This window comes from Salinivibrio proteolyticus (assembly GCF_027286365.1).
Classification (GTDB): Bacteria; Pseudomonadota; Gammaproteobacteria; order Enterobacterales; family Vibrionaceae; genus Salinivibrio; species Salinivibrio proteolyticus.
This window is the reverse complement of the sequence record NZ_CP114585.1, coordinates 694,871-710,346: the sequence shown is the minus strand read 5'-3', so window position 1 is coordinate 710,346 and position 15,476 is coordinate 694,871. Positions and strand designations below refer to the sequence as shown.

At 49.7% G+C, this 15,476-nt stretch carries 13 protein-coding genes; 8 read left to right on the top strand and 5 right to left on the bottom strand.

Going from position 1 to position 15,476, the window contains the following annotated elements; all coding sequences use genetic code 11:
• Nucleotides 1–67: 67 nt before the first annotated feature.
• The 3 genes from N7E60_RS17175 (at nucleotide 68) to N7E60_RS17165 (ending at nucleotide 4,117) form a co-directional block, all read left to right on the top strand.
• Complete coding sequence (locus N7E60_RS17175) at nucleotides 68–1,504, top strand: coniferyl aldehyde dehydrogenase (protein WP_269598785.1); 1,437 nt, start codon at nucleotides 68–70, stop codon at nucleotides 1,502–1,504.
• Nucleotides 1,505–1,653: 149 nt separating this feature from the next.
• Nucleotides 1,654–2,157, top strand: coding sequence for a hypothetical protein (locus tag N7E60_RS17170; RefSeq protein WP_269598784.1), 504 nt, complete (start codon nucleotides 1,654–1,656; stop codon nucleotides 2,155–2,157).
• Nucleotides 2,158–2,533: 376 nt separating this feature from the next.
• Nucleotides 2,534–4,117: a S8 family peptidase gene (locus N7E60_RS17165; protein WP_269598783.1), complete on the top strand. Its 1,584-nt coding sequence runs from the start codon at nucleotides 2,534–2,536 to the stop codon at nucleotides 4,115–4,117.
• An 83-nt stretch (nucleotides 4,118–4,200) separates the two neighbouring features.
• Here N7E60_RS17165 and rihA read toward each other — a convergent pair whose 3' ends face one another.
• Nucleotides 4,201–5,139 (bottom strand): pyrimidine-specific ribonucleoside hydrolase RihA, encoded by a 939-nt coding sequence (rihA, locus tag N7E60_RS17160; protein ID WP_269598782.1) that lies wholly within the window; start codon nucleotides 5,137–5,139, stop codon nucleotides 4,201–4,203.
• Here rihA and N7E60_RS17155 point away from each other — a divergent pair.
• From N7E60_RS17155 to N7E60_RS17135, 5 genes are all read left to right on the top strand, one after another.
• The gene (locus N7E60_RS17155; RefSeq protein ID WP_269598781.1) at nucleotides 5,120–5,434 is read left to right on the top strand and encodes a hypothetical protein; all 315 of its coding nucleotides are present in this window, start codon (nucleotides 5,120–5,122) and stop codon (nucleotides 5,432–5,434) included. The two genes, rihA and N7E60_RS17155, sit on opposite strands and share 20 nt — an antisense overlap.
• A gap of 192 nt (nucleotides 5,435–5,626) precedes the next feature.
• On the top strand, nucleotides 5,627–6,874 hold the full coding sequence (locus N7E60_RS17150; RefSeq protein ID WP_077479597.1) for an SLC5/6 family protein: 1,248 nt from the start codon (nucleotides 5,627–5,629) through the stop codon (nucleotides 6,872–6,874).
• A gap of 313 nt (nucleotides 6,875–7,187) precedes the next feature.
• Nucleotides 7,188–7,925 carry a nucleoside recognition domain-containing protein gene (locus tag N7E60_RS17145; protein ID WP_077639742.1) on the top strand — a complete coding sequence of 246 codons (738 nt, stop codon included), beginning with the start codon at nucleotides 7,188–7,190 and terminating at the stop codon, nucleotides 7,923–7,925.
• Complete coding sequence (locus N7E60_RS17140) at nucleotides 7,922–8,389, top strand: YjiG family protein (protein ID WP_269598780.1); 468 nt, start codon at nucleotides 7,922–7,924, stop codon at nucleotides 8,387–8,389. Before N7E60_RS17145 ends, N7E60_RS17140 begins: the two co-directional genes overlap by 4 nt.
• Before the next feature lie 8 nt (nucleotides 8,390–8,397).
• Complete coding sequence (locus N7E60_RS17135) at nucleotides 8,398–9,534, top strand: M20 family metallopeptidase (RefSeq protein ID WP_269599034.1); 1,137 nt, start codon at nucleotides 8,398–8,400, stop codon at nucleotides 9,532–9,534.
• 111 nt (nucleotides 9,535–9,645) lie between these two features.
• Here the strand turns inward: N7E60_RS17135 and N7E60_RS17130 are convergent, their stop codons facing one another.
• From N7E60_RS17130 to N7E60_RS17115, 4 genes are all read right to left on the bottom strand, one after another.
• Nucleotides 9,646–11,043, bottom strand: coding sequence for a transporter substrate-binding domain-containing diguanylate cyclase (locus N7E60_RS17130; RefSeq protein WP_269598779.1), 1,398 nt, complete (start codon nucleotides 11,041–11,043; stop codon nucleotides 9,646–9,648).
• A 249-nt stretch (nucleotides 11,044–11,292) separates the two neighbouring features.
• A complete protein-coding gene (locus tag N7E60_RS17125; RefSeq protein ID WP_269598778.1) occupies nucleotides 11,293–13,218 on the bottom strand; it encodes a RecQ family ATP-dependent DNA helicase in 1,926 nt (641 codons plus the stop codon).
• A gap of 161 nt (nucleotides 13,219–13,379) precedes the next feature.
• Nucleotides 13,380–13,988 carry a bifunctional 4-hydroxy-2-oxoglutarate aldolase/2-dehydro-3-deoxy-phosphogluconate aldolase gene (locus tag N7E60_RS17120; RefSeq protein WP_269598777.1) on the bottom strand — a complete coding sequence of 203 codons (609 nt, stop codon included), beginning with the start codon at nucleotides 13,986–13,988 and terminating at the stop codon, nucleotides 13,380–13,382.
• 9 nt (nucleotides 13,989–13,997) lie between these two features.
• Nucleotides 13,998–15,377, bottom strand: a complete 1,380-nt coding sequence (locus tag N7E60_RS17115; protein WP_077639737.1) for a GntP family permease — start codon at nucleotides 15,375–15,377, stop codon at nucleotides 13,998–14,000.
• Between the last annotated feature and the right edge of the window lie 99 nt (nucleotides 15,378–15,476).

Below are 15,476 nucleotides of genomic sequence, written 5' to 3'. Positions count from 1 at the left end.
GTGAAAGGATTGGCTGTGTCATCAATGAGTGATGAGGATCAGTAACGGTGATAATCAGGAGACGAGAATGACGGAGTCAGGATCTGAATGGTTGGAAGATGTGAGAACGATGCGCGAGACGTTCGACGCGCAGAAAGCGCAGGCCTCTCAAGTACCATTTTTAGATTACCCTCATCGGCGAGATGCGCTACTGCGCTTGCGTCAGGCCATCAAGCAAAAATCGTCTGCGTTACAACAAGCCTTGAGTGATGATTATGGCTATCGAGCCCCCGTCGATACTGAAATTGCCGATATTCTGCCTCTGCTGCACCAAATTGATTACACCCGCCGTCGATTAAAACGATGGATGAAGCCGCAGAAGCGGCGTACGGGGATTACCTTGTTGGGAGCCCAATTAGTGGTGCATCAACAACCCAAAGGTGTAGTTGGGATTATCGTGCCTTGGAATTTTCCGATCATGCTGGCCGTGAGTCCGCTGATTTGCGCGGTGGCGGCCGGTAATCGGGTAATGCTTAAGCTTTCGGAGTTCACGCCTAACACCAATCGGGTATTACGCGCGTTAATCGCTGAGGTGTTTAACCCAACGGAAGTGGCTGTGATTGAAGGGGAAGTTGAAGTATCGCGCCGCTTTACTGAGTTAGAGTTCGACCATCTCTTTTTTACCGGATCAACCCAGGTTGGGCGCCAAGTCATGCTGTCTGCGGCTGATAATTTGATACCAGTGACCCTTGAATTGGGAGGCAAGTCACCGGTGATTATTGATGATCAGATTGATATGGATATCGCTGTGTCGCGGCTTATTTATGGGAAGTGTTTAAACGCTGGGCAGATTTGTGTTGCCCCCGACTATGTACTTTGTCCTGAACATCGCCAAGAGGCCTTTATCCATGCCTATCAACGGGCGTTTCGAGCTATGTATCCTGACTTTGAAACCAATCCGGATTACAGCCAGATCATTAATCAAACTCAAGCGACACGGTTACAAGAAACGCTCCAAGATGCCCTTGATAAGGGAGCGCGTCGCTGGTGTGCACTCGACCAACAAACCGTGCCGAGTGCAGAAAAACGACGTTGGCCGACCCAGTTGTTGACCCAAGTCACCAATGATATGCGGGTGATGCAAGAAGAGATTTTTGGCCCGCTCCTGCCGGTGGTTACCTATCAAGACTTCTCTGAGGCTCTGAGTTATATTCGGGCGCGCCCGCGACCGCTCGCCTTGTATTTGATGAGCAATGACGCTGAGATACGCACGCAAGTCACCACACAGCTTCACGCTGGCGGGATGGGGATTAATGAAACCTTGTTTCATGTTGCTGCCGAAGATGCGCCTTTTGGTGGCATTGGCGATTCCGGCATGGGGCATTACCACGGCATTGAAGGCTTTTATACCTTTAGCCACAGTAAAACCGTGCTCACCCGCGATAAATGGGATAGCAGCTTTTTAGTCAAACCGCCTTACAACCGCTGGTACAAACGCTTAATGCGCTGGTGGCTGATGCGGTAAGCCTGCAAATTTGCACGATAAGGCGTTGCGAGATGAGTACTTTCCCCAGTTACTGAACGCATCACTAAACTTTTCTGAGAAATTGATCTATATCTTTGGTTGTTACATAACTGTTAAAAGTGGTGCGAAGCAACCAAAGGAGCGACATAATGGCGTTTTCAGTACAACCCGATTCCATGTTGCCAGACATTGGCGATCATGAGCGCGCGATGGTTGAGCAAGAAGTAAAGCTCGCCGTGACCGATGTTAACGGACAATCGTTAGGCTATTTAGCGATGGTGCCGGATGCGCAGCGTTTCCTGACGCTGACTCAAGACACCAATGAGGCCTTAAGCTTTATCAAGACGCCCTGCAGTGTTAATGCAGGTTACTATCAATGGTCGTTTTTTTATGATGACATTGAGTATGGGCTGGATTGTTTAATTGATCCGGACAGAAACAAATGTCGACTCTATGCCAATGATCATGCCGCGGCTGCACCATCATGGAAGTTGGGCTATGACAAGGAACTGGGTCCTCTTATGATGGCTGCCCCTATCTCTGCGATTGGTCCCGGTACACGTGTTGCAGTGACGTCTGAAGACGCAAGTGTCCCCAATGTTCTTGTTGGCGCACTCGAAGGCGGTGTACTCGTTCGTGAAGAGCCAAATTAGTCGTTGCTAAATCAATCTGTTACCTTTTTCTTCGCCAGCGCTTAGCCGCTGGCTTTTTTGTTGGGTAATGCTCACTGTTTGTATACGAGAATGAATCAGGTTTCATCTCATTTGTGCAACATGTCAAAAATAATAGATCTAATTTGTCTGAGATGTGAGACATAAAGATCTGCATAGAGCGTGCGAATTTGTATTGTAAACAAAAGGTTAAATAAATTGTAAATAATAATATAGTCAATAATGCTGATTGATTACTCAAATAAAGCAAATCCCACTGCAGAAAAAATGCTTTTTGATGCATAGCTTTATAAGCGTGCTTGTTGTTTTTTGTAGGCAATTATGACTTTCTACGTTTAACCATTGTAAGGAATACAATATGTTAAAGCATGTTCTTAGCTGCTGTATCGCATCTGCACTCGTGACTGCTTCACCCTCTGTGCTCGCAAAACAAGAGGACGGTAAACAAACGATTGCTCAGCAGCAAACGCTAGCACCATTAGTGGTTGCATCAGACAAGCAGGGGATTGAGGACCAATACATTGTGGTGTTTAAGCAACCAATGACACTCAGTGATGATCCACAAGCGTTAAAAACCTTCACACAGCAAACGGTTTCCAGCATGGTCAACCAACACGCGGTTAAGGTTGAGAAAGTGTTTGATCGCTCGCTGAGTGGTTTCGTGGCCAAATTAACACCAGAGCAATTGCGTGCGCTACGCATGGATTCACAAGTTGATTTTATCGAACAAGATAAGACGATTTCCTTGGACCCGGTGATCACCCCAAACGCCAACCAGAGCAACCCAGTTTGGGGGTTGGATCGCATTGATCAACGTAACCTGCCTTTGGATAATAATTACAGTACCAACTTTGATGGTACAGGTGTGACGGCGTATGTGATTGATACTGGCGTGACAACGTCACATGTTGAGTTTGGCGGTCGTGCTCGCTCTGGCTATGATTTTGTTGATGACGATAATGACGCCTCAGACTGTAACGGTCATGGTACCCATGTGGCCGGTACTATCGGCGGTAGCCAATATGGTGTCGCCAAAAATGTCGACATCGTTGGGGTGAGAGTCCTTAGTTGTAGCGGCTCAGGTTCAACGTCCGGCGTGATTGGCGGGGTTGACTGGGTGGCAGCCAATGCCAGTGGACCGTCAGTGGCAAATATGAGCTTGGGTGGCGGTGTATCAACCGCACTGGATAGAGCGGTTGCCAGTGCCGTGCAATCGGGTGTGAGCTTTATGTTGGCAGCAGGGAATTCCAATGCCGATGCATGTAATAGCTCTCCAGCGCGTGAGCCAAGCGGTGTCACCGTGGGCTCTACCACCAGCAGCGATAGCCGCTCAAGCTTCTCAAACTGGGGCAGCTGTGTCGATGTGTTCGCGCCGGGCTCTCAAATCAAGTCAGCATGGTATGACGGTGGCTACCGCACCATCAGCGGGACATCGATGGCGACCCCTCATGTCGCGGGTGTAGCGGCTTTATATTTGCAAGAAAACAGCAGCCTATCTCCTGCGCAAGTAGCAAGCTTGATCAGTAATCGTGCCAGTGTGGGTAAGATCAGTGACACGCGCGGAACGGTCAACAAATTGCTCTATAGCCAAGCTGATAGTGGCTGTGAGCCGGATTGCGGCCCGACGCCAGATCCCGAAGGTGAGCTTAAAAATGGTCAGCCTGTTACGGGCATCTCTGGTGGGCAAGGAGCGCAACGCTTTTTCTACGTGGATGTAGAAGCCGGTCAGCGCCTGAGCGTGAATATCAGCGGTGGGTCGGGTGATGCAGACTTATATGTTCGCTATGGTGCTAAACCTACGCTGTCGAGCTGGGACTGTCGTCCATATAACTATGGCAACAGTGAAGTGTGCACGGTGCAGAGCACCCAGAAGGGACGTTATCATGTCATGTTAAATGGTTATACAGCCTTTAGCGGTGTAAGCGTCACAGCACGATATTAGTAGCTGGTGCGCGCAGTTGGCGTGACCATGATGACTCATACTAATCAGACAGCGCGGCAACCGCCGCGCTTTTTTGTGTACGCCTATTGGCTGTATTGGGTTAAACAATCGCACAGTAACGAAATAAAGCCTTCACGGTTGACCTTCATCGCCACATCGGCGTTAGCGGCATGCCCGGTCACTCGATAGCGATCAACCACAGTCATTCCGGTGGTGAGTTTGCCTTGTGTTTCTATATCTACCCATACGGATTCACAATCGAACAACTCAGGTTTGATAAGCCAAGCAATCGTACAAGGATCGTGGAGGGGCGACCCGTCGAGTTGCCACTTAGGATCGCGGTGATAACACATAAAGAATTCCAGCCACCCTGCGACAGTTTGTGCCACGGGATTATCAATGGCGCGGATCGTGGCGACGTCGGCATCTTTGACCAAGGCTTGGTGGGTCACATCCAAGCCAAACATGGTGATAGGGATCCCTGAGTGGAACACACGGTGAGCGGCTTCAGGGTCAACATAAATATTAAACTCGGCAGCCGGAGTCCAATTCCCCAAGGTGACCCCTCCGCCCATAAGAACGATACGCTTGATGCGATTGGCGAGGTGCGGATAAGTTGCAAGCAATAGCGCGACATTGGTTAGCGGACCGGTGGCGACGACGGTTATCGGTTGATGGCTAGCTTCTAACACGCGTGCTATCACACTGATGGCATTATCGGGTTGAGCGTCCATCGCGGGTGCTGGCAGTTCAGGGCCATCAAGGCCTGATTCACCGTGGACATTATTCGCCACCACAAGGTCGCGCAGCAGAGGCTTATGGGCCCCCCCTGCGACAGGAATGTCGTGGCGATTTAATAAGGTGAGGATGCGTCTGGCGTTGTAAAGCGTCTTATCCAGCGTTTGATTGCCGGCACAGGTGGTAATGGCCTTAATAGTGAGCTGATCGAGTGCACAAGCCATCACCAGCGCGATAGCATCATCGTGTCCCGGATCGCAATCAATGATAATAGGTTCACCCATTGCACACTCCTTTTTATTGTGTTCGGTTGCGGCGTTTCGCGGTCTGGCGTTGGCAGTGATTGTGCTGATTGGGGCCAGCCACTCATTTCATGATTTGATCACGCTACGTGTGATTTCGACTGGTGACTGTGAGCTAGCTCGTTCTATTGAGATTGGCTGGTTGAGGTTTGTAACAGATGAAAAAGATATCATCAAAAATGTGATGCTTGGAGTAACAATATGTCAACATGCCATGAACGAAAATGTGGTAGTTACATCATTTTGCAAACAATCCAATCAATCTAAACATTGGTAATAATTTGGTCTTTTAATCCACAATTAAGCCATTAATTAAGAATAATATGTTGGTTATTAAAAATATTGCCAGTTTATGTGACAAGTTTTTAACAAAACAATTAGTACATATATCTATTACATCTATGTGATATATCCGGTCGAACTCGCTACTATGCAACCGCACAAAATATTATAAATAAGAGAGTTTGACGTGAACCAAACTATAGAAGTCTCCGAAAAGAGTGTATCCACTCGTTGGACCCAACATGATACCCACTGGGCGCTCAGCCTATTTGGCACCGCTGTCGGTGCTGGGATCCTGTTCCTTCCCATTAACCTTGGTATGGGTGGGATCTGGCCGTTAATCATCATGGCGGTGCTTGCTTTCCCCATGACCTTTATGGCGCACCGCGGGCTTGCACGTTTTGTGCTCTCCTCTCGCCATAAAGATGCAGATTTTACCGATGTGGTCGCCGAGCATTTTGGTGCCAATGCGGGCCGGATGATCTCGGTGTTGTATTTCCTTTCTATCTTCCCCATTTTATTGATATACGGCGTCGGATTAACCAATACGGTAGACAGCTTTTTAGTCAATCAACTGGGATGGGTATCCCCTAATCGTATCTTATTATCTGGTGTGTTAGTGGCGGGCATGATTGCGATCATGCTGGGTGGAGAGCGCCTCATGCTGCGCGCTTTCGCCGCTATGGTGTACCCCTTGGTGGCTATTTTGGCATTTTTGTCGTTCTATCTTGTGCCATCGTGGCAAACGCCTAACTTGACCCTACCGCCGATGAGTGAGCTAGGCATGAACCTGTGGCTTGCGGTGCCTGTGGTGATTTTCTCGTTTAGTCATGCTGCGGCGATTTCAAGTTTTGCTAACATTCAGCGTCGCCACTATGGCAATGACGCGCAAGGCAAGTCAGAGCAAATTCTTAAGCGCGCGGGCGTGATGTTAGTTGCTTTTGTGCTCTTGTTTGTCTTCTCGTGCGTGCTGACACTCACGCCAGCACAAATGGCGGAAGCGAAAGCGCAAAATGTGTCTGTGCTTTCTTACCTTGCTAACGTCACCCACAACCCCTTTATCGGTACACTGGGCCCGCTTGTCGCATTTATTGCGATTACATCGTCGTTTTTAGGGCATTTCCTTGGCGCGCGTGAAAGCTTGAACGGTTTGGTAACCAAACATAGCAAGCTGACCTACAAGCAAGCTGATAAGCTGGGTGTTGTGGTGATGTTCTTTGCCATCTGGTGGTGTGCAGTGATTAACCCCAGCATTCTTGACATGATGGGGGCATTATCAGGCCCTGTGATTGCGATGATCCTCTTTATTATGCCCACTGTCGCGGCCTACAAAGTCAAAGCATTGGCGCAGTATCGCGGTAAAGTCGGCACTTACTTTATCTTTGTCACCGGTATGCTGGCAATTTCAGCGCTGCTCTATAACCTGATGGGTTAAGTCAGTACGCTGTCGCCCGACGAAAAGCGCCTTAGGGCGCTTTTTTATTAGCTTTACTTATGTATTTCTAGTGAATATCTTATCCGAATCGATATGCGCGCATCCTTTAGTAGTGACAGATAAACCTAATAAAATCAGCCGTTAGTGTCACAATCGTCACGATTTAGCTTGGCTTAATTTGTTAGGTTTTGAATCAGCCCATATTATGTAAATCCCATCTCTCTTCTTGCACAATAGGTTGATAATTATCAACTTTCATTTCTGTGTCTGCCTCGATGATAAGCCCAATGTTGATTGAGCATGAGGGCGGTTTATGACACATCCAACTGAAACAGAAAGACAAGTGACATGGGGATGTTACTTGGCATTGATCTTCGCGGTCGTATTTTTCTCGGGGTTGTTGCAATCCAATCAATGGTACGGCGTGTTTGATTTTACCACCTTGAACGGATCCTTCGGGCAGGTGGCTTATCAAGCGACGGCGGCGGCCGATGGGTCGGTGGAGGTGGCAACGACGTCACTTCGCGGCAAAGGCGGGAGTGGTGCACGAGACGGCTTTATTTTTGCGCTGACTCTTATTCCCACGGTGATGTTCGCACTCGGTATGATCAGTGTGCTTGAGCACTATGGAGCACTTGATGCCGCGCGCAGACTCTTAACCCCACTATTGAAACCCGTATTGGGCATCCCCGGCAACTCAGGATTGGCATTAATTGCCTCTATGCAGAGTACAGATGCGGGGGCGGCGATGACGCGTCAACTCAAAGATGAAGGTTACTTGACCAAACGGGAAACGGATGTGTTCACCATGTTTCAGTTCACGGCTGGGGCAACCATCGTCAACTTTTTCTCATCAGGTGCTGTGCTATTTACGCTGACGCTGTCAGATGGCTCGTTGGCCGTGACCTCGTCGATTGGTCTCGCGATTGGTGTGATCTTCTTGTTTAAGTTCATCGGCGCCAATGTATTTCGTGTCTACCTCAATATCACCGAGGGTAAAGGGCCACAGCGAGACAAGTCTCAATCCTATCAAGAGGAGCACGCGTCATGACTCATTCTTCCAGCAGTAAACCCATGATCACTGACATCTTTGTCGAAGGGGCAAAAAAAGGTTGGCTCATTGCGACGACGTCGACGGTTCCTAATGTGGTCATGGCGTTTGTGATTATTAAGGCGCTGCAAATCACTGGGTTATTAGGCTTGATGGGTGAGGTGTTTTCGCCTGTGATGGCGGTGTTTGGCTTACCCGGCGAAGCGGCTGCCGTGCTAATGGGAGCATGGATGTCAATGGGAGGCGCGGTTGGTGTGGTGATCACCTTGTTTGACCAAGGCATTCTCACCGGCACCCACATTGCGATTTTGGTCCCCGCTATCTATTTAATGGGCTCACAAGTGCAATACATCGGCCGAGTAATGGGCCCGATTGGTACCGAAGGCCGTTATATCCCCATCATGGTTGGCATTTCGATTCTGAATGCTTTTGGTGCGATGTGGGTAATGAATCTTTTACTTTAGGAGGCATGATGATGTTTTCTTTGCAACGCTACTTGGATGAGTTAGCGCCTCTGGTGAATGTCGACTGTGGCACGTTCCAGCGCGACGGCATTGAGGTGATTGCAGCCTTGATGGCTGATAAGTATGAACAAATGACAGGCTGGCACATTAAGCGTGTCGATTGTGGTGAGGCAGGGGTTGGATTAGAGATCCGAAACCAGCCCACCGATCCGCATATTGATGTAATGATGATTGGCCATATGGATACTGTGTTTCCAAAAGGGACGGCGGCTGAGCGTCCGATGCATGTGGAGGATGGCTTTGCCTACGGCCCGGGTGTATCCGATATGAAATCGGGCTTATTGAATATCGTGTATGCATTGCGCGCATTACCACAAGCAGAACGTGATGCACTCAGTATTTGTATTTGTATGAATCCCGATGAGGAAGTGGGCTCGATACATTCTAGTGACTGGCTGGCGTCCGTTGCACGCGATGCACGTTATGTGCTGGTGGCAGAGACAGCGCGGGCTGATGGTGGTTTAGTGAAGGCGCGTAAAGGCATGGCACGGTATAAAATAGCCATATCAGGCCGTGCGGCGCACGCGGGGAATGAACCAGAGAAAGGACGTAGTGCGATCACAGAGTTGGCTCACTGGCTGGTGACGCTCGATAGTATGAAAGATCTTGAGGCCGGCACCAGTATTAATGCGGGTGTGATTGAAGGTGGAGCGGGAGCAAATATTGTGGCCGCGCATGCATCGGCACTGGTTGATATTCGGTTTTGGGATAACACCGCTTATGATGCGCTCGATCAAGCCATCCAAGCCCGCGCCTCTCATCCTTACACGGCTGATGTCACCATTGAATTGGTCCGTGAAGCTTACAAACCGGCAATGGTTCCGACGCCTGAAACAGAGCACTTGATGGGGCTTGTCGAAGAGGCTGCCTCTGATGAAGATGTTCCAATTCATTGGAAAGCGGTAGGTGGCGGATCTGATGCGAATAATACCGCTGCCATTGGGATCCCCAGTTTGGATGGTTTTGGGCCTGTTGGGGCGAATTTCCACAGTGACGACGAATACCTTCAACTGGATTCGGTGGAGCCCAGAATACGTTTACTCACACGTGTATTGTCTCGGCTCGCTGAGCAAAAAAATCGCTAGTTACCCCGTCGGCGGCGACAAACAGGTGGCCGCCTTTTGCTCACTGCGTGCAGCGTTATCTCACCGTATGAGGACAATCGTCGTAACGGCTAATCAGAGCCAGTTTTGCGGTTAAATAACATTGAGTACGGCGCAGTGCTTGCCTTGCTTTTTGGCTTGGTACATCGCTTTGTCTGCTGCGACAATCTCGCTATCACTGAGCCCATCAGGATAATAGGCTACGCCTAGGCTGATCGTCACAGGCATAGGATGATTAAAACGCGCGAGGCTTTGTCGCGCAATTTCATCGCACAATAACCGCGCTTGCGAGAGTGCACGTTCAGCACTGGAAAAGGGATGAAGAACCCCAAACTCCTCACCGCCAATACGCGCAAGCACCGCATCATTGGGAAGAAGACTCTTGGCTGTTTCCGCGACAAAGCAGATCACTTCGTCACCATGCGCGTGACCAAACCCGTCGTTAAAGGCTTTGAAATCATCAATGTCAAAGACCATCAGCGCCATGTTTTTAGGCTCCCCTTGTTTGTCTTTTAAACACTGATAAAAAAAGCGTCGGTTATGTAGCTGTGTCAATGAGTCGGTGATGGCTTGTTCTTGGAGCTGGCCATTAGCGCTTTGTAGCGCGCGCGTCTTTTGGCGGACATTGCGTTTAAGCAGCAAAATATAACTGACCACGATCAAGACGCCGAGGGTGATCAGTGTGGGAAACAGGTAAGCGGGATAAACGGTCTCAACGTCATAGTAAACCCAACGGTTGAGGAGTTGGCGTTTGGTATCATCATCTAGCCAGTTAAATTTATTACTTACTTGATTGAGCAAGGCCGTGTTGCCCTTGGCAAAGCCTGCATAAAGGGTTTCGGTGTAAAGATGACGAACCGGAATAAAGAGATTTTGATTGGTGGTGGTGTAAAGGTGATAATTCGCGACTTGTAAATCAGCGACGAAAGCTTGTAGCTCGCCGGATAACGCCGCATCAAGCATGGCTTGGTTATTGCGGAAAAGCTGTAGCGTTACGTTTGGAAATTCCGTTCTCATAAACTCTTCTTCGTACCCACCTTGCACAACACCGACTGTGTGGTCGGTATCACCCGCTAACACATAATCCGCTGATACGCCCGTGAGCGCCTGGCTAAAGAATACTTGCGTATCGATGCTGAACAATGGAGTGCCGAAATCCATAAACGCTAGCCGTTCTGGCGACTGGAGTAAGCCGGCGTGAACATCGGCTTGACCGCTTCGCACAGCGTCAATAGAGTCTTGCCAGTCGGTCAAAACGAATTCAATTTGATAGCCATTGCGTTTGCCAAATTCTTTCCAAAAGTCAATCAAGATCCCTTTCGGTTGTTGATTGTCGTCAAGATAGGAAAATGGCCGCCAGGCGTGAGAGTTAGCGACTTTTAATACAGGGCTTTGTGGCTTGGATTGCTGACTCTGCTCCGCATTGAGCTTCAGGCTGATGGATAGGAGTACGCTGGCGACCAAAACCACAATGATGTGACGAATCAACATACATAACACCCCAGAATGACGCATAAACAACCCTTGAATCTGGTAATGAATTCAAATGACGACGCGCAACGCATCACCTCATTATTATCAGTATATGATTAAAACATCAGCGGCTGGGGATAAATGTCACTTTTCCCCGATACTGAGAGGATAGTGTGTTGCCGATGATGCAAAAAATTTCGGCAGGTTAGTGGTATGAGGTGGCGCACCGGGTGCTTCCAAGCTGCCGATGCACCATATTGTTATCCGTTACTGTTTGGCTCCGTGCTCCGCGGGGACATGAGCGTTGACCGTTTGATACGGATAAGACGCAAGGGCGCCAAACCCAGGTATGGCCTTTGCCTTAATTTTGGTATGGAGCGGCGAAGATAGACCGAGTAAAAAGCGCGTCGTCGCCGCCGAAGTTGGCGTTTCATCGCAAGCGGCGGCAAAGTGCTGACACCATGAGGACAACGCTTGCGCATCGATCGCCGGTAATTCTGGGCGCGGAGGTAAATGGGCGATCTCGCCTTGGCATACCGAGCAATGACCACAGGTGGTTGGTGCCGCATGATCACCAAAATAGTCGGCAAGGCGCTGACTAATACAGGTTGAAGAAGATAACAAGGTCAGTAATTGGTTGATGCGGGCAAGCTCGCTCTGCTCTTTTTTGGCAAAAAGGGCATACAGCGTCTCAGCTTGATCGTGAATATCAATCTCGTGGGTGTTCACGCCAAACACTTGTGTGGCTTGTTGTGTCGCGAGTGATAACCAACCTTGTTCGTGAAAGTACTCCAATGCAGTTAACGCGCGCTTTCTTTCTGCTCCAAAGCGTTGCCACAGTTGTTGGAAATCCATCTTGTACCAGGTTTTTGCTTTGATCGCGCATGCAAATAGCTGGGCAACAAATTCGCGTCGCTCACCCTGAAATTTAGCCGTAATGGCGGCGGGTGACTCCACACACTGGAATTTCACATCGGCAAAGTAACTGTATTGGCTGGTGATCACGCCGGCCATTTCCAAATAAACCAGCAAGGTTTTAAGCGGTAAGAGCCGAATATTACATGTCCGTGAAAGACTATGGAGCATGACTTCCCATTGTTGACCTGCCTGTTGTACTTCTTCCAGTAACCCCTGAATCGCCATTTTGTCTGGCGTATCGCCGTAGATAAAATTTTCCAGCACATTCAGACTCGATTGGTTGGCGAGCACCGTGCACGTTGCGTTTTCTCCGTCTCTTCCGGCGCGGCCAATTTCTTGGCTGTAGTTTTCGATTGATTTAGGCAAGTCAAAATGGATGACACGCCGGATGTCCGCCTTATCGACGCCCATCCCAAAGGCGATGGTCGCGACAATACACGGCGCACGGCCCGACATAAATGCCTCTTGTATTGATACACGCGTCTCGTGATTCATGCCAGCATGATAAGCGGTCGCGGGGATATGCTGGGTTTGTAGCCACTCGGCCACACTCTCCGCCGTTTGCTGCTGGGTGACATAAATGACGGTCGGCAAATTGGGGTCATGCTTTAACTGCTCAACCAGCGCTTGCCGCTTATGCGTCTCTTCCACAGCGACCACATTTAGATGCAGGTTAGGACGATAAAAGCCGGTTAACGTGGTGTTGTTTGTCGGGATGGCAAACTTTCGCTGCATGTCCTCAACCACAGCCGGCGTCGCAGTCGCGGTGAGAAGCAACACCTGTGGAATATTCAACTGCTCTCGGTAGGCGGGGAGTTTGAGGTAATCGGGACGAAAATTGTGTCCCCATTCAGAGATACAATGCGCTTCATCTACCACCAATAACGAGATCGGGATAGGAGTGATAAACTGGCGAAAACGTTCGTTATTCAAACGCTCGACTGAAATCATCAGTACCTTGATGTCGCCGCGACGGACTTGATCCATCACTTGTTTGGTTTGTTCGGGTGTCTGCGTTGAATCGATGGTGGCCGCAGGGATGCCTTTGCGGGTCATAAATGCAAGTTGATCATGCATTAATGCCAGCAAAGGCGAAATCACCAATGTTAAGTGGGGCAGCTGTGTGGCCGGCAATTGATAGCACAATGATTTACCTGCACCTGTGGGAAAGATCGCACAGGCGGATTCACCTTGCATCACCTGCGAGATCACTGCTTCTTGTCCCGCACGAAATGACGAAAAACCAAAAATTTGCTCAAGTGCTTGTGCCAACATACTGTCTTTCCCCTACTTTTAACCAAGTGTCTGTTTATGAACAGGCGGGAAAAGGTATCGGCTATGTGTCGAGGTTGCAAGCACAGGCGGTAGGCGTGCGAGCGACCCCATTATCTGCAATAAGTGGGGTCGATCTTTTGTCTTAACGGATGCGAGAGCTATCACAGCGCCTTAATCAGTGCTGCGATCTCATCCCACCTTTGCTCATCAATCAACTTGGCGGGCACCATCCAAGTACCGCCACATGCCAGTACCGAGGGCAACGCGAGATAATCGCCAACGTTTTCTTCACTCACGCCGCCGGTTGGCATAAAGCTGACGGGATACACCGCGGAGAGCGCTTTTAACATCGCAATGCCGCCTGACGCTTCCGCGGGGAAAAACTTCACGGTATCCAGCCCAAGCGACATGGCTTGCTCGACTAAACTGGGATTGTTGATCCCAGGGATGATAGGAATACCACGCTGTTGGCAATGTTCTACCGTGATGGGATTCAGTCCAGGGCTAACAATAAAATCCGCTCCCGCATCTATCGCGGCGTCGACTTGCGCGGGTGTGAGCACTGTTCCGGCACCAATCAGCATCTCGGGATACGCATCGCGCATTTGACGGATAGCATTTGCGGCTGCATCAGTACGAAAAGTAATTTCGGCGCAGGGTAGGCTGTTATCGACCAAGGTTTTGGCGAGCGGTACGGCATCTTCCGCATGATTAATCGCAATTACCGGCACGATGCGTATCGCCTTAAGGCGTTGATTCAGTTCAGTCATGAAGATCCCTTACAGTAAAACGCTTAACAGCGCTACGATAACAAACGCGATGGTTCCGAGCAGGGTTTCCATCACAGTCCAAGTTTTAAGTGTGGTTTTTTCATCCATTTCGAGCAGGCGCGACACCAACCAAAAACCCGAGTCGTTGAAATGCGATAAAACGGTTGCTCCACCTGCAATCGCAATGACAATAAAACATAAATCCAATTGAGATAAACCCACAGTATGCGACACGGTGGGCGCAATGAGTGCGGCCGTAGTGGTCAGCGCGACGGTGGCGGAGCCTTGTGCAACGCGCAAGCAGGTGGCAATCACGAACGCGGCCAAAATGATTGGCATACCCGTGTCTGATAGCATGGTGGCAAGTGCCTGTCCGATACCGCTCGCGCGCAAGACACCCCCAAACATGCCGCCGGCGCCGGTCACCAAAATGACGGCACAAATTGGCGCTAACGAATCAGAGCACAGCTTTTCCATTTTACTCTTACCCAGCTTTTGGCCGAAGACCAGCAAACAGGTCAATAGAGTGATGAGCAGTGCAACGGGTGTTTTACCCAGCATACGCAAAAAGCCGACCCAAGCACTCTCCCCGTTGACTATACCCGCCACGCTCAGCGCGTTCAGGCCAGTATCAAGGAAAATGAGCAGCACTGGGAGCAATAAAATCATTAATACAGTTGAAAAGGCGGGGTAATCCTTTTTGCTTTTAAACATGACTTCGGTGTTTAAAAACGCTTTCGCGAGGGGGATATTGAATTTCTTACCCGCATACAAGCCAAATAAATACCCCCCTAAATACCAAGTGGGGAGCGAAACCAGCAGCCCGACGACGAGAAGCAGACCCATGTCGGCGCCGAGTAAATCGGAGGCAGCAACCGGACCGGGATGTGGCGGAACGAAGGTATGCATAACCGCAAACGCTCCTGCGACGGGAAGAGCATACTTTATGGGGGAGCCACCTAAGCGTTTCGCGACACTAAACATGATAGGCATCATCACAATTAGCCCAGCGTCAAAAAAGATAGGGAAACCGAACAGTAACGAGGCGATCCCGAGTGCAAAGGGAGCACGCGCTTCGCCAAACCGAGCGATCAGGGTATCGGCGAGCACATTCGCACCACCGGTGACTTCGAGGATCTTCCCGATCATCGCGCCAAGCCCGACCAGTAAAGCGACCGATGCTAGGGTGCCGCCAAAGCCGCTCATCATGGTTGGTACCACCTTATCGACAGGGATCCCTGTGGCCAATGCAGTACCTAAACTGACTAGCGTGAGTGATGCAAACGCATGCACCTTCAGCTTCATTATTAGGAGTAATAACAGTGCGATAGCGCCCAATGCTATCAAGAGTAGGGTAGTGGGTTCAGGGCTTTGTGCGAGTAGTTCCATGGCTCACCTCTTCCGACCAGGATGTTTGTGTCAAACTTCACAAATCTCATAGTTACCGGTAACATGTTACCGGTAACCACACTAAGATAAAGACAATTA

Coding starts and splice junctions, on each gene's coding strand:
- N7E60_RS17175 (WP_269598785.1), top strand. CDS start 68: ATGACGGAGTCAGGATCTGAATGGTTGGAAGATGTGAGAACGATGCGC.
- N7E60_RS17170 (WP_269598784.1), top strand. CDS start 1,654: ATGGCGTTTTCAGTACAACCCGATTCCATGTTGCCAGACATTGGCGAT.
- N7E60_RS17165 (WP_269598783.1), top strand. CDS start 2,534: ATGTTAAAGCATGTTCTTAGCTGCTGTATCGCATCTGCACTCGTGACT.
- N7E60_RS17155 (WP_269598781.1), top strand. CDS start 5,120: ATGATAATAGGTTCACCCATTGCACACTCCTTTTTATTGTGTTCGGTT.
- rihA (WP_269598782.1), bottom strand. CDS start 5,139: ATGGGTGAACCTATTATCATTGATTGCGATCCGGGACACGATGATGCT.
- N7E60_RS17145 (WP_077639742.1), top strand. CDS start 7,188: ATGACACATCCAACTGAAACAGAAAGACAAGTGACATGGGGATGTTAC.
- N7E60_RS17140 (WP_269598780.1), top strand. CDS start 7,922: ATGACTCATTCTTCCAGCAGTAAACCCATGATCACTGACATCTTTGTC.
- N7E60_RS17135 (WP_269599034.1), top strand. CDS start 8,398: ATGATGTTTTCTTTGCAACGCTACTTGGATGAGTTAGCGCCTCTGGTG.
- N7E60_RS17130 (WP_269598779.1), bottom strand. CDS start 11,043: ATGTTGATTCGTCACATCATTGTGGTTTTGGTCGCCAGCGTACTCCTA.
- N7E60_RS17125 (WP_269598778.1), bottom strand. CDS start 13,218: ATGTTGGCACAAGCACTTGAGCAAATTTTTGGTTTTTCGTCATTTCGT.
- N7E60_RS17120 (WP_269598777.1), bottom strand. CDS start 13,988: ATGACTGAACTGAATCAACGCCTTAAGGCGATACGCATCGTGCCGGTA.
- N7E60_RS17115 (WP_077639737.1), bottom strand. CDS start 15,377: ATGGAACTACTCGCACAAAGCCCTGAACCCACTACCCTACTCTTGATA.